Source organism: Silvimonas soli, from assembly GCF_030035605.1.
Classification (GTDB): Bacteria; Pseudomonadota; Gammaproteobacteria; order Burkholderiales; family Chitinibacteraceae; genus Silvimonas; species Silvimonas soli.
In genome coordinates this window covers 4,148,450-4,161,800 of the sequence record NZ_CP106736.1, presented here as the reverse complement: position 1 = coordinate 4,161,800, position 13,351 = coordinate 4,148,450, and the positions used below count along the sequence as shown (strand labels likewise).

Sequence of the window (13,351 nt, the reverse complement as noted above, 5' to 3'; positions counted from 1 at the left end):
GGGTTCTTGCATGCTTTCTACTTTCGAATTAATGCACTGTATGGAGTGCTGCCACAGTAACGCGCCACGCTAACTGCGATGACGCCGCTCACGCGCATCTAGCCAGGTTGGTCGTGTTATTTGCAGGGACGCTGTGTCCAGCCGCTACCACTTGCGTGGCACTTCCAGTCTTGTCGGGCGGCGGTAATGAACCATGTTTTATCTGCATAAAGCATTTTCAGCTGAAAACGCTGAGCCGCACGGGCACTTTCCAGGGCACCGAGCATGGTTACATCGACATTCACTTGCTGGCGATCTTTGCTGGTTGCGATCTGATTCACACTCAACTTTTGATAGTCGATTTGTCCGACTTCATCGGAAGCGTGGTCGCCCAGAAAACTGAAAGCCACTTGCATCGGCGCTTCACCCACGCGTCCGCGAAAAATCGGGTGCGAGGGTGGCGGCAGTTGCGCTGCAGCGGGTGGCGCATCGGGTGCGTCATCCGCTGCAGCGCCCGCTTCAACCGTAACGGTACTGGCTGCGGCATCATCAGCGGCATGCGCCGCCCATGCCGTTGCCGCCAGCGCCAATGCAAGCAGGGTTCGTTTCAGCATCTTCTGTTTTCAGCTTTATTTGTTATTGACCGATTTCATCGGTTTTATTGATTACTCTTTCGCCGCCCAGGTATCGCGCAGGGTGACGGTGCGGTTAAACACCGGCTTGCCGCCTGCGACATGATCTCTGCGATCGGTGACGAAGTAACCCAAACGTTCAAACTGGTAACGCGTTTCTGGCGCTGCGTCTTTCACTATCGGCTCAATATAGCCCGTCACCACTTTCAGTGAATTCGGGTTAATGAACTGTTTGAAATCCACATATTCGCCATCGGCACCACGCACGGCATCTGGGCGCGACTCGGTAAACAGGCGGTCGTACATGCGCACTTCTGCTTCAATGGCATGTGCGGCGGAAATCCAGTGGATCACGCCCTTCACCTTGCGGCCAACCGGGTTCTGCCCCAGCGTTTCGGTATCGAGCGAGCATTTGAGCTCAACCACGTTGCCAGCAGCGTCCTTGATGACTTCATCACACTTGATCACATACGAATAACGCAGGCGAACTTCGGCGCCCAACGTCAGGCGTTGCCACTTGGGCGGTGGCACTTCGGCAAAGTCTTCACGCTCGATGAAGATTTCACGCGACAGCGGAATCTCGCGCTCGCCCCATTCTTCGTGATGCGGATGGAACGGTGCGCTACGGCTGCCGGTCACGCCTTCTTCGAAGTTGGTCAGCGTCACCTTGATCGGATCAAGGACGGCAATCACGCGCGGGCTGGTTTCTTCCAGCGTTTCGCGCACCGCGCCTTCAAGCGAAGTAAAGTCGACCACGTTTGGTGTTTTGGAAACACCGGCGCGTTGCGCAAACAAGCGCACGCCTTCCGGGCTGTAACCACGACGGCGCATGCCAGTCACGGTTGGCATACGTGGGTCATCCCAACCGCTTACCAGTTTTTCGTCGACCAGTTGCTTGAGCTTGCGCTTGGAGGTCACCACGCTCAACAACTCCAGCCGCGAGAATTCGATCTGTTGCGGGTGGGTCGGAATGGTGATGTTGTCCAGCACCCAGTCGTACAGCGGGCGATGGTCTTCAAACTCCAGCGTACACAGTGAGTGCGTAATGCCTTCCAGCGCATCAGAAATGCAATGGGTGTAGTCGTACATCGGGTAGATGCACCACTTGTCACCAGTCTGATGGTGCGTGGCACGGCGGATGCGGTAGATCACCGGATCGCGCAGATTGATGTTGCCCGAGCTCATGTCGATTTTCAGGCGCAGCGTCTTGCTGCCATCGGCAAACGCGCCGTCACGCATTTGCTGGAACAACGCCAGGTTTTCTTCCGGCGTGCGCGTGCGGTACGGGCTATCTTTGCCGGGTTCGCTCAGATTGCCGCGATACTGGCGCATTTCTTCCGGCGTCAGATCATCAACATACGCTTTGCCAGCGCCAATCAGTTCTTCAGCAAACGCATAAAGCTGGTCGAAGTAGTTGGATGCGTAACGAACCTCGCCATCCCATTCGTAACCCAGCCAGCGCACGTCTTCCTGGATCGCGGCAATGTATTCGTCTTCTTCTTTCTCCGGATTGGTGTCGTCCATACGCAGATGGCAAACGCCCTGGTAATCCTGTGCCACGCCAAAATTCAGGCAGATGGATTTGGCATGACCGACGTGCAGATAACCATTGGGCTCAGGCGGAAAGCGGGTAACCACACCGCTGCGCTTGCCGGAGGCCAGATCGCCTTCGATGATATGACGGATGAAATTGCTGATAACCGGTGCTGGGGCTTCGTTGCTCATGACGGTGCAATTAGTAAATATCGAAAACGACGATTGTAGCTGAAACCGGCCATCTGGACGGCCAAATGCCAGCGCGGCGTACAAAAGCACTGACAGCGCCGCCGAGCGCACTGTACATCCCGCAATCCGGTTCACCAGGCTGGGCGTCAAATCACCGGCTGCACTTCATCGGATAGTCAGCCACGCGGTAGATATTTCTGACGTTACGGCAGTCCAATACAGTGCGCATACCAACACACTTCATGCGCGATCCAACAGGCTCAGGAGGTTACGATGAAAATCTCTAGCTATTCGCACATGCTGGTTTCGGATCACCGTGGCTGGGACGAATTGCGGGTTAAACATCCCACCGCGCGCGGCATCTTCTTCAAGCTGGTCCTGCCCTTATCCATTCTGCCGGTATTGATGATTACTTACGCCGGAATGGCCCATGGCAGCTTCTACGCGCCGAATGCGCCCATGCAGTACTGGCTCAGTACCGCACTGCTGTTCTTCGTGGCAGAACTCTTGTCGGTACGCGGTATGGCGTGGGTGATTAACGTGTTGTCGCGCCAGGTGGCAGGCAAAGCCGATAAAGACAACAGTTACCTGCTGGCCACACTGGCGGCGGTACCACTTTGGTTATCTTCACTGACCTTGTTTGTGCCGGTGGTGGCGTTCAACATGCTGTGCGGTTTGCTCGGCTTGGGTATCGCCTGCTTGCTGCTGTATCACGGCGTTCCGGCAATGCTGTCGCATGATCGCGACGAAGATACGCGTGATATGACCTGGCTGGTGATGTGGATTGGCGCGGGTGCCTGGGCTGTGTTGGGCGTGATCGCCGCGTTGCCGGTGATTATTATTCATTGATTTGCCAGTTAACCGATGGTGATCTGCAGCCCGGATTTACACAGCAATCCGGGCTGTTGCTATTGGTGCCGGTTCTGCAGCGATTCCATCTTGTGGCCCGCCCCTTTTATGCCTGAGCGATAATCCGCAACAAGTCTCCCCTCTCAGGCTTCACATGCCCTCAGCCGCGCCAATCCGTTTTGACTGGAAAGACCTGGAACTGTTTGTCAGCGTCGCCGAAACCGGCAGCATCGCCGCGACGGCAGAACGCAGCCATATGGTGGCTTCTGCTGTCAGCAAACGGATCTCTGACCTTGAGACCCACTTTGCGACGGCATTGATTGAACGCCACAGCCGTGGTGTGCGGCTCACTCCCGCCGGCCAAGCGTTGCGGGGCCGGGCACAGGGGTTGCTGGAACAAGCGCGGCAGCTTGAAGGCGAAATGCGCGACTACGCCGATGGTGTTTCAGGGCATGTGCGGCTGTTTGCCAATATTTCGGCAATTGTTGAGTTTCTACCGGGCGCACTGGTGGCGTTTCGGCACGTGTATCCGGGCATACGCGTGCAGTTGCAGGAGCAAGTCAGCAGTGTGGTCGCCCAAGCCGTGCTGGATGGCGTGGCGGATTTAGGCATCGTCAGCGAATTGCCACACCTGCCGGGGCTAACACTGACGCCCTTTCGGCAGGATGAGCTGCAATTGGTCGTCCCGCCAGATCACCCGCTCGCAACACAAACCCATATCTCCTTTGCACAGGCGCTGGCGTGGCCGCTGGTGGGACTGCATGCCACCAGCACCTTGCATGCGCGGCTAACCCGCGAAGCCGCCGAGGCTGGTCACGATTTGCGCCCGCTAGTGCAAGTCACCAGCTTTGACGCGGTCTGCGCCATGGTCGCGGCAGGTTTGGGCGTTGGCGTGGTGCCGCGAGCGGCGACGACGCCCTATGTAGCGTCGCTGGGTTTGCATGGGCTAACGCTGACCGATACGTGGGCGCAGCGGCAGTTATGCCTGTGCACCCGCGACAACGAACCACCCTCGCCCGCTACGCAAAAATTGTTCGAGCATCTGCAGCAACAATATTGAGTGGCTTGATTGGCACAGCCATCTCCGTTTGCGATGCCATCGTCGCCAGACTTCAGTTCTGCAAGATGGCTGATTACTGCAAGCTAGAGCCCTTACCAACAGGGAGCAACAAAACATGGCACGCTGGAATCCACAAGACTATGCCCAGAATTCGACCGGCCAGGAACGCTGGGCCAAAGAGCTGATTGCGCAACTCGACCTGAAACACGACGACACCGTGCTGGATATTGGCTGTGGTGATGGCCGTCATACCGCGGTAATCGCCTCGCTGGTGCCGCAGGGCAGCGTGCTCGGTACCGATTTTTCGCCAGAGATGATCGCCCACGCCCAACGCGAGCATATGAGCGCGCCACTGCCTAATCTCAGTTTTGAAGTGGCCGACGCGGCAGCTTTGCCCTACCCAGCACGCTTTTCGGTGATTTTCTCCAACGCGGCGATTCATTGGGTGCCGGGTGACCATGCCAGCGTCTTGCGTGGCATTGCCAATGCGCTGTTGCCACATGGCCATGCGCTGTTGCAGTTGGGTGGGCACGGCAACGGTGCTGGCATTATTGCTGCATTCGATACTGTGCGCAGCCGCCCCGAGTGGGCCGCCCATTTTGCCGAATTCCGCTTTCCCTATGGCTTTCATCGGGTCGAGGATTATCAGCGCTGGGCACAAGAAGCCGGGTTGACGGTGGTCGATGCGCAGTTGATCCCAAAGATCATGCCGTATGCGGATCGTGCTGCATTCAACGGCTGGCTGCGCACTGCCTGGTTGCCGTTTATTGAACCAGTGCCAGAAGCCGCACAAGCGGATTACATCGAATCGGTGGTTGACGCTTATCTGGCGGCCAACCCGGGTGACATCAATGTCCGCATGGTGCGCTTGCAGGTGTCATTGCGCCACGCCAGCCACGCTTAAGCGCTAATCCGCGGCGGTTCGTACACCTCATCGGCCTGGCCCGGCGAGGTGTACGAAAACGGGTTCGGGTGTCATCACAATGTGCGCCCAATCGTGGAATAATCCGTCTGAATCTTTTCCACTCGTGCCCATCGGCGCGACCAGGCCCACGCGGAGCAAACCATGCTGATCCAGAACCATATCGTCGATCTGCCCACGCCCACCGGCACCATGCGCACTTATGTGCATCGCCCGAATGCAGCGGGCGCTTTTCCGGCCATTCTGTTTTATTCAGAGATTTTTCAGCAAACCGCACCGATCGCCCGCGCCGCGCGTTTTCTGGCCGGTCATGGCTACGCTGTGCTGGTGCCGGAGGTGTTCCACGAACTCAATCCGATTGGCACGGTGCTGGGCTATGACGATGCGGGCAAAGACAAAGGCAACGCAGATAAAGAAGCCAAGCCAGTTGAGAGTTATGACGCAGATAACCGCGCCATGATCGACTATCTGGGCCAGCAAGACTGGTTCAACGGGCATCTGGGTGCGATGGGTTTCTGCATTGGCGGCCATCTGGCGTTTCGTGCCGCGTTGCAGCCAGAAGTAAAAGGCACCGCATGTTTCTATGCCACTGACCTGCATACCAACACCATTCCGAATCAACCTGGCCAGCACACGCTGGAACGCATCGGTGATATCACCGGCGAAATGCTGATGATCTGGGGCAAGCAAGATCCGCATATTCCACCGCAAGGACGCGCGCAGGTTTACCAAAAGCTCACTGATGCCAAGCTCAGCTTTACCTGGCATGAACTGAACGGCCAGCACGCCTTTATGCGCGATGAGGGCGACCGTTTTGATCCGCAACTGTCGTCGCTGGGTTATCAGCTGGCGTTTGACCTGTTCAGCCGCACCCTGCGCTAAACATTCATAGTTACGCAAATGCATAGAGGGCGGTCTTGATAGTTGCCCTCTATGCATTGGGTTGGAATATTTCATTTCCACAAATGAGAATGGTTATCGATAATGAATTCCAACGACATCTCGTCACAGGATTTACCCGATGACCACGCTCATACTCAACTTGGGGCAGCAACTCTCAGCGCCAGCTGCAAATAATGCCCCGCCGCAACGTGCGCGCACTTATCTGTTGTGGTTATCGGCGCTGGCTGCGTTGGCCGCATTTTTCTGGCTTACTCGCGACAGCCTCAAGCCAGGCTGGATTGCCGGTGTCAGCGTGGCTGCAGCAACTGCCATCGGCGCCCTGCCTGTCGCCTTTGCCCGTCGCATGCCGGAAAAACTCGCCAGTGGTTTGATGATGGCAGGCGGCGGCATTATGGCCACCGTCACCCTCAGCGGCGTATTGCCAGAAGCGTTTGCCGGCATGCAAAAGATCGTGCCATCCGCCAGCGCTTCATTGCTGGCCATTGCCACCATCACCGCCTTGGGCGCATTTGGTTTTGCCCGCTGGCAAGCCGGGGCGCAAAGTCTGGCTGCGTTGAAAGGAGCAGAGGCAGAACGTTTTGGCCTGTTGCTGTTTGCGCTGGCCATGACGCTGCAAAATCTGCCAGAAGGGATTGCGGCCGGGGTTTCCATGGCTGGCTCGCAACGTGGCGACGCGCTCACTTTTGGCATCAGCTTGCAAGATATCCCCGAAGGCTTTGCCGTCGCTACTGCGTTGTTGCGAGCTGGTGCTTCGCCATGGAAAGCGGCATTGGGCGGCATGGCCAGCGGCCTGGTAGAACTGGCTGGAGCATTGTTGGGCGCGGCGGCGTTGAGTATCTCTGCCGCATTGCTGCCCGCATTGCTGGCGTTGGCTGCCGGGGCAATGTTGTGGGTGATTGGCCGCGAGATGGGGCCACGCTTATGGCAACGACCAAGTGCCGCGCAAGCATGCTTTAGCGCTGGCATTGTTGTGGCGGTATTGTTCAACTTTTTGCCTGGTTGAGCCCGCAAACCCGGTTAAACAAAAAGCGCCCCGAGATCGGCGCTTTTTTGTTGCCGTAACAAGGGGTTCTCCCACAAAACCTGGCTAAATTATTGCAGTCAGCTATATTCCTGCAAACTTCAAACTATATTTAGGTCATGCCTTCGCCACCTTGAAGGTTGCCACTTGCACCCCTCTTCCAACGAGTAGTTGAATGATCGATGAGCACCTGATTGCCTGTCATGAGTGTGATCTGCTGCTACGCCCGCCACAGCTGGAGCCCGGTGGCGTCGCTCGTTGTCCGCGTTGTAACGCCACGTTGTTCGCAGCCCCGCAAAATAGTCAGGAGCGCACGCTGGCTTTTACCTTGGGCGCTACCATTCTGTTTTTGCTGGCTAATTTCTTTCCGATCATGGGTTTGCAGATTGGCGGTACTGAAATCACCTGCACGCTGACCGGCGCTGCGCTGGAGCTGTACAACGACGGCATGCACACGCTTGGCATTCTGGTCATGATCACCACGGTGATCGTGCCGGCGACTCAGTTATTGATCATGCTTTATATGTTGCTACCACTTTCGCTGGGCATCATGCCGCCGCGAGTGCCAGACTTGCTGCGCATGCTGCAGTTGCTGCGGCCATGGAGCATGGTTGAGGTGTTCATGCTAGGCATTCTGGTGTCGCTGACCAAGCTGGCGGCCATGGCCACCGTTATTCCCGGCATTGCCTTGTGGTCGTTCGCCCTGTTGATGCTATTGATGACCGCCGCTTTTTCGGTGTTCGATGCCCGCCAGATCTGGCGTCAATTGCCGGTGGAGGGAAGATGAAACCTCATCCGGCCTCCGCCGCTGCCCAGGGTTTGCTTAATTGCCATTCCTGCGGTTTGCTCAGCAAAAACGTGCCCAACGCCAGCGACCGCTGTCCGCGCTGCGGCACGCACTTGCACATGCGCAAGCCCAATAGCCTCACGCGCACTTGGGCCTTGCTGATTGCCGCGTTCATTCTTTATATCCCGGCCAACTTGTTGCCGGTGATGCATACCGCTTCGATCATTTACGAAGAAGATGACACCATCATGAGCGGTGTTATTTATCTGTGGACCTCCGGCTCGTGGCCGCTGGCGATTCTGGTGTTTTGTGCCAGCGTGACGGTGCCCTTGGCCAAATTGATTGCGCTCACCATTCTGGCCATTACTGCGCAGCGCAAATCAACCTGGCGCCAGCAAGAACGCACCAAGCTTTATCGTATGGTGGAATTTGTCGGTCGCTGGTCCATGCTCGATATTTTTGTGGTGGCGTTAATGGTGGGGCTGGTGCACTTCCAGTCGCTGGCGACGATTTCCGCCGGCCCCGGCGCCCTGGCATTTGCCAGCGTTGTGGTCATTACCATGTTTGCCGCCATGTCGTTCGATCCACGCCTCATCTGGGACCCAGAGCCAAAAGACGATGACTGATCATCCCCAAAATACTCCCCCGCAATCCCCGGACGAAGAACAGGTGCCCACCGCCAAAGCGGTGCCCAAACGCCGTCTGCCCTCATTGATCTGGTTGATCCCCATTGTCGCTGCTCTGGCCGGTGGCTGGATTGCCGTACACGCTTACTTGCAGCGCGGCCCGACCATCACCATTACCTTTGAGACCGCCGACGGCATTGAAGCCGGCAAGACCAAAATCAAATACAAGGATGTGGATATCGGCAGCGTCACCGGCGTAGTACTGACCGATGATCGCCAGCACATCAAGGTCACCGCGCAACTGGCTCATGCTACGGACGACCTGTTGGGTGATAAAACCCGTTTCTGGGTCGTGCGCCCACGTATTTCCGGTGGCTCAGTCAGCGGCTTGGGCACGTTATTGTCTGGCGCTTATATCGGCATTGATCCCACGCGTCAGGCCAGTAGCAAACGTGATTTCACCGGGCTGGAACAAGCTCCGATTGTGACCACGCGCCAGGCGGGCCGGGAGTTCGTGTTGCATGCGCAGGACATGGGCTCGATCGACGTCGGCGCCCCGCTGTTCTTCCGCCGCGTCCAGGTCGGCGAAGTCTCTGCCTATAAACTGGATAAAGATGGCAAGGGCATCACCATGAAGGCCTTCGTCCATGCGCCATATGACCAGTATGTCACCACCAATACCCGCTTCTGGCATGCCAGTGGCGTGGACGTGACGCTGGATGCCAATGGTTTGAAAATCGACACCCAGTCGCTTGCTTCCATCGCTATCGGTGGTATTGCCTTCCAGGCGCCACCTGGCCAGGACATGGCCGAAGCCGCCCCCGCGGATACCCAATTTACGCTGGCCTCGGACCGTATCACCGCCATGACTGAGGCGGACCGCGAACGTGCGCCATTTGTGCTGTACTTCCGCGAATCGCTACGTGGTTTGAGCATCGGTGCACCGGTAGATTTTCGCGGTATCAATATTGGTGAAGTCAAAGCCATCAATTTTGAATTCTCCAAGGAAGAACACAGCCTGCTTATGCCGGTCACCATTGATCTGTATCCGGAGCGTCTGCGTGGGCGGCTCAAGGGCGGCGATGAAGTGGTCAAGACGGACACCATGCGTATCAAGATACTCAACACGATGGTGGAACATGGGCTGCGCGCGCAATTGCGTACGGGCAACCTGATTACCGGCCAGTTGTATGTGGCGCTCGATTTTGTGCCGACTGCCGCCAAGGCCAGCATCGACTGGAAGCAATTCCCGCCGTCTTTGCCGACCATCAATGGCAGCCTGACGCAGTTGCAAGACACCGCGTTGTCTATCGCCAAGAAGCTGGATAGCTTGCCGATTGAGGCCATGGGTGACCACGCCGATGAGGCCCTGCGCAATCTGAACGTAGTGCTGGATAACAGTAATGCGCTAATCAATCGCCTGAAGAACGAAGTGGCGCCAGAAGCACAGAACACGCTCAAGCAGGCGCAAGAGGCGATCAATCAGGCCAAACAAACCCTCTCGCCTGATGCACCGGTGCAGCAAAACATGAACGACACGCTGCAGGAAGTGGCCAAAGCCGCGCAGGCCTTCCGTGACCTGTCCGATTATCTCAGCCGCCATCCGGACGCTTTGCTCCGTGGGCAGAAGGAAGACGCTAAATGATCCGCCCCTCTCTCAACGCCGCTTTGACGATTTCGATCCTGGCGCTGGCTCTGGCCGGATGTGGCTCGGCGCCACCGGAGTACTACTACTCGCTCAACCCGGTGGCAGCGCCAGCCACCACCAGCGCACCTGCCAATCTGGTGGTCGCGGTGGCGGCGGTCACGGTGCCAGCGGTGGTAGACCGGCCCCAATTTGTGCTTAACCAGCCCGACCATAGCTTGACCTTGCTGGAACAGCAGCGCTGGGCGGCACCGCTTAAATCGCAGATACCTGCGGTGCTGGCAGTCGATCTGGCACGGCTTCTGGGTACGCCCAACGTCACTGGCTGGCCACAACTGGCCTTGCCCAACACCAACTGGACAGTTGCTGTAGGTATCCAGCGCTTTGAATCGCAACTGGACAAAACGGCGGTCATTGAAGCGGTATGGCAAGTGGTCGACAAGACCAATACGCCGGTGCAGTCGGGCCGCAATGTCATTGAAGAACCGGTGCAAGGCACCGGCTACGCTGCGCTGGCTGCGGCACATGACCGCGCACTGGCAAAGCTGGCACAAGCGATTGCGGCGGCTATTCCGGGTAGCAAGGTGCAGTAACCCGGCTGAGGTAGCATTTGCCTGGCAGTTTGCTGAACGGCCCGCAGTTGCAGGGTGGATTCGCGCAGTAATCCACCCTTAGGGCAATTGATCGCGCATGTTGAGGCACAGGGTTGCCTGATGTAGAACCCGTTCTAGGCCGTGGCGGTGCCGTCTTTGGGTGGTGCCGGCAAAGGTTCTGGCTGCTGCAAACTGCCGTTCAAGTGCACGTCCATCTGCGGGAATGGCATTGTTACTCCCGCTTTGTCGAAGTTCTTCTTCAGACGCAGATTGAACGTACGCGCCACGTCCCACTGTTCCAGCGGCCGCGTCCTGAAGCGTGCTCTCACCACAATAGCACTGGTGTCGAAGCGCTCCAGACCTTGCACTTCCAGCGGCGCCAGCAACACATTGCGCCACGCCACGTCGTGACTCATTTCCCGTCCGGTATCGCGCATGATCTGCAGCACCTTGTCGAGGTCGCTGTCGTACGCCACGCTAATGTCGAATACCGCGTAGGCAAAGTCGCGCCCAAGATTCTTGACCGCTTTGATCTGGCTGAACGGAACCGTATGCACCGCCCCCTGAATATCGCGAATCCGCACCGTACGCATGGTAATGCCCTCGACCGTGCCCACATGGCCGCCAGCATCAATCACATCACCCAGCGCGATGGTGTCTTCTACAAGCATGAAAATGCCGGTGATCAGATCCTGCACCAGCGCCTGCGCCCCAAAGCCCACCGCCAGACCGATTACCCCGGCACCTGCGAGCAGAGGGTTGACGTTAATCCCCAAATTAGCCAGCGACAGAATCACGGCAACGATCAGAATCACCACCAGCAAGACACTGCGGAACAAAGGCAAAACGGTGCGCGCACGATTGGAAACCCGCTCGCCTCGCCGTTGTGATTTTCTGCCGGTAATGCGCTCTTCAATAATGGCGTCCAGCACGACCCACACCAGCCAGGAAACGCATAGCGTGGTGGCGATGCTGAAAAACACCTGATCCAGCCGCCGCCCAGCCACCACGATTTTTGCCAGGTCATCCGTCGAGTAATGCCACGTATGCAAAATCAGCTCAAGGAACACCAGTCCGACCACCAGATTGGCAAACGCAAACACCATTTGCAGCAAGCGCCGCACATAGACCGAGCCTCTTTCAATAGACGAGGGATGGCGCGTCCGGGCGTGATAACTGCGTCGCAACATCAAGCTGATAAAAATAGCCAACACCAGCCACATTACGGTACGAACTGCCTGGTCAGTGAGTTGCCCGTTGCGCCCGGCGCTGGCAAGAATCCCCAGTCCTGCCACCACCGCAATCGTGATAATCGGCCACTGCCAGATAATCGAGACAAGCTGCAAGGTCTCGTTTACGGCTTTACGATTCTGACGCACGTTCCATGCGTTGTTACGGATCAGCTGTGCAATTGGCCGCCGAAAGCGCACTGCAAAAATCGCCAGCAAAGCCGCGTTGATCAGATGGCTCACGGTGGTAATAAAGAAACAGACATTCATACCCAGGGCCAATTGCGTACGCACATCGTTTCCGGCGTCGTTAAGCGCTGCCATCGCGCCAAAAGTGGCTAGCCAAGGCATGCTCTTACGCAACAACACCCGCACCGCTACTTTGCGGTGGCCAGCGCCGCACAGCGAAAACAACACCAGCGCCATCGCGGCAAACACGACCCCGCACAGCGAGCACCAAGCCAGCAGGAAGGCCAACGCCCCGCCGACCGAATGCGACCAGTCGCGAGTAAAAAGCACGGTCAAAACAAAAGCCAGGGCCCATGGCCCGATCATGCGTGCCGCGTAGGCCAGTAACGTCAGAGTCGAAGAATCGGCAGGTAGACCCTGAGATTGCACGTTAAAACGGGCCAGCACCCGAGTCAGCAACCGGTTGAGTATCCACGCCGCTGCCGCCCATATGGCCAAAGCACCAGTGAATCCAAATAACACCCGCCAGATGCCGCCGGGTGTCTGCTCTATGTGCTGGACCATTTCGTAATGCGCGTTGCGCACCAACTGCACCCACGCCACCTGGTTGGTCAGCAGCTCATCTGTTTGCTCGGTCAACCACTTGGTCAGTCCGTTCACGCTGCCCAGCAAACCATTGTTTTGTTCCGCCTTGGCTTGTTCGGCCACCGCGCTGGCGACGGTACGCATTTTCTTGAGCTGGGCGACCAGCGCATCGCGGCGCTGGTTGTCTTCCAGAGTATTGATGACGTTATCGAGCGAGGCCGCAAAAGCCACCGCAGAAGCCTCGCTTGCAGCCGCAGTCGCGGTCGCAGGCTTGGATGGCAAGCCTGGAACGGTAATGGCCTGTGCCGATTGCAGCCAGAGCGCCAGCAACAACACGCTCAACGATGCCAGCAAGCGTGGCAAGACGCCAAAAACAATCACAACGCGATTCAAAGGATGTCCTCGAAAAAATGCCCGGTCGCACCCATATGCAAGACGCATGGGAAGCCTTTGCAGAATAGACCAAGGGCAGCGACCGTGTCAGGCGTGATCCGCGCCACAGGCCCTAACCCGTAAACCTGTCGTTAAGACATCTTTAAGCGAGCGTGCGGATACTGCGCCATGAAAACCCCGCTTGCGTCGACCAGCCCATGGTCAGCCGCAAGC

Annotated in this window: 12 protein-coding genes; 9 read left to right on the top strand and 3 right to left on the bottom strand. The window is 57.4% G+C overall.

From position 1 onward, the window contains the following. Nucleotides 1-116 precede the first annotated feature (116 nt). Together N7220_RS19115 and N7220_RS19110 are read right to left on the bottom strand one after the other, a co-directional pair. Nucleotides 117-593 carry a hypothetical protein gene (locus tag N7220_RS19115; RefSeq protein WP_283149128.1) on the bottom strand — a complete coding sequence of 159 codons (477 nt, stop codon included), beginning with the start codon at nt 591-593 and terminating at the stop codon, nt 117-119. Nucleotides 594-644: 51 nt separating this feature from the next. Beyond that, complete coding sequence (locus N7220_RS19110; protein ID WP_283149127.1) at nt 645-2,336, bottom strand: glutamine--tRNA ligase/YqeY domain fusion protein; 1,692 nt, start codon at nt 2,334-2,336, stop codon at nt 645-647. A gap of 273 nt (nt 2,337-2,609) precedes the next feature. Between N7220_RS19110 and N7220_RS19105 the strand changes: the two genes are divergently transcribed. The 9 genes from N7220_RS19105 (at nt 2,610) to N7220_RS19065 (ending at nt 10,742) form a co-directional block, all read left to right on the top strand. Further along, nucleotides 2,610-3,185, top strand: a complete 576-nt coding sequence (locus tag N7220_RS19105; protein WP_283149126.1) for a YIP1 family protein — start codon at nt 2,610-2,612, stop codon at nt 3,183-3,185. Between the two features lie 154 nt (nt 3,186-3,339). Next, entirely contained in the window at nt 3,340-4,245 is a 906-nt protein-coding gene (locus N7220_RS19100) for a LysR family transcriptional regulator (RefSeq protein WP_283149125.1), read from the top strand. 115 nt (nt 4,246-4,360) lie between these two features. Beyond that, on the top strand, nt 4,361-5,149 hold the full coding sequence (locus N7220_RS19095; RefSeq protein ID WP_283149124.1) for a class I SAM-dependent methyltransferase: 789 nt from the start codon (nt 4,361-4,363) through the stop codon (nt 5,147-5,149). Between the two features lie 162 nt (nt 5,150-5,311). Further along, nucleotides 5,312-6,049: a dienelactone hydrolase family protein gene (locus N7220_RS19090; protein ID WP_283149123.1), complete on the top strand. Its 738-nt coding sequence runs from the start codon at nt 5,312-5,314 to the stop codon at nt 6,047-6,049. Between the two features lie 139 nt (nt 6,050-6,188). Beyond that, nucleotides 6,189-7,073 (top strand): ZIP family metal transporter, encoded by an 885-nt coding sequence (locus tag N7220_RS19085; protein WP_283149122.1) that lies wholly within the window; start codon nt 6,189-6,191, stop codon nt 7,071-7,073. A gap of 193 nt (nt 7,074-7,266) precedes the next feature. Then, the gene (locus tag N7220_RS19080; protein WP_283149121.1) at nt 7,267-7,878 is read left to right on the top strand and encodes a paraquat-inducible protein A; all 612 of its coding nucleotides are present in this window, start codon (nt 7,267-7,269) and stop codon (nt 7,876-7,878) included. Next, nucleotides 7,875-8,504: a paraquat-inducible protein A gene (locus tag N7220_RS19075; RefSeq protein WP_283149120.1), complete on the top strand. Its 630-nt coding sequence runs from the start codon at nt 7,875-7,877 to the stop codon at nt 8,502-8,504. Before N7220_RS19080 ends, N7220_RS19075 begins: the two co-directional genes overlap by 4 nt. After that, nucleotides 8,497-10,149, top strand: coding sequence for a PqiB family protein (locus N7220_RS19070; protein ID WP_283149119.1), 1,653 nt, complete (start codon nt 8,497-8,499; stop codon nt 10,147-10,149). Before N7220_RS19075 ends, N7220_RS19070 begins: the two co-directional genes overlap by 8 nt. Further along, nucleotides 10,146-10,742: a PqiC family protein gene (locus N7220_RS19065; protein WP_283149118.1), complete on the top strand. Its 597-nt coding sequence runs from the start codon at nt 10,146-10,148 to the stop codon at nt 10,740-10,742. Before N7220_RS19070 ends, N7220_RS19065 begins: the two co-directional genes overlap by 4 nt. A gap of 134 nt (nt 10,743-10,876) precedes the next feature. On the opposite strand, the gene N7220_RS19060 is transcribed toward N7220_RS19065, so the two are convergent. Beyond that, complete coding sequence (locus N7220_RS19060) at nt 10,877-13,138, bottom strand: mechanosensitive ion channel family protein (RefSeq protein ID WP_283149117.1); 2,262 nt, start codon at nt 13,136-13,138, stop codon at nt 10,877-10,879. Between the last annotated feature and the right edge of the window lie 213 nt (nt 13,139-13,351).

Coding starts and splice junctions, on each gene's coding strand:
- N7220_RS19115 (WP_283149128.1), bottom strand. CDS start 593: ATGCTGAAACGAACCCTGCTTGCATTGGCGCTGGCGGCAACGGCATGG.
- N7220_RS19110 (WP_283149127.1), bottom strand. CDS start 2,336: ATGAGCAACGAAGCCCCAGCACCGGTTATCAGCAATTTCATCCGTCAT.
- N7220_RS19105 (WP_283149126.1), top strand. CDS start 2,610: ATGAAAATCTCTAGCTATTCGCACATGCTGGTTTCGGATCACCGTGGC.
- N7220_RS19100 (WP_283149125.1), top strand. CDS start 3,340: ATGCCCTCAGCCGCGCCAATCCGTTTTGACTGGAAAGACCTGGAACTG.
- N7220_RS19095 (WP_283149124.1), top strand. CDS start 4,361: ATGGCACGCTGGAATCCACAAGACTATGCCCAGAATTCGACCGGCCAG.
- N7220_RS19090 (WP_283149123.1), top strand. CDS start 5,312: ATGCTGATCCAGAACCATATCGTCGATCTGCCCACGCCCACCGGCACC.
- N7220_RS19085 (WP_283149122.1), top strand. CDS start 6,189: ATGACCACGCTCATACTCAACTTGGGGCAGCAACTCTCAGCGCCAGCT.
- N7220_RS19080 (WP_283149121.1), top strand. CDS start 7,267: ATGATCGATGAGCACCTGATTGCCTGTCATGAGTGTGATCTGCTGCTA.
- N7220_RS19075 (WP_283149120.1), top strand. CDS start 7,875: ATGAAACCTCATCCGGCCTCCGCCGCTGCCCAGGGTTTGCTTAATTGC.
- N7220_RS19070 (WP_283149119.1), top strand. CDS start 8,497: ATGACTGATCATCCCCAAAATACTCCCCCGCAATCCCCGGACGAAGAA.
- N7220_RS19065 (WP_283149118.1), top strand. CDS start 10,146: ATGATCCGCCCCTCTCTCAACGCCGCTTTGACGATTTCGATCCTGGCG.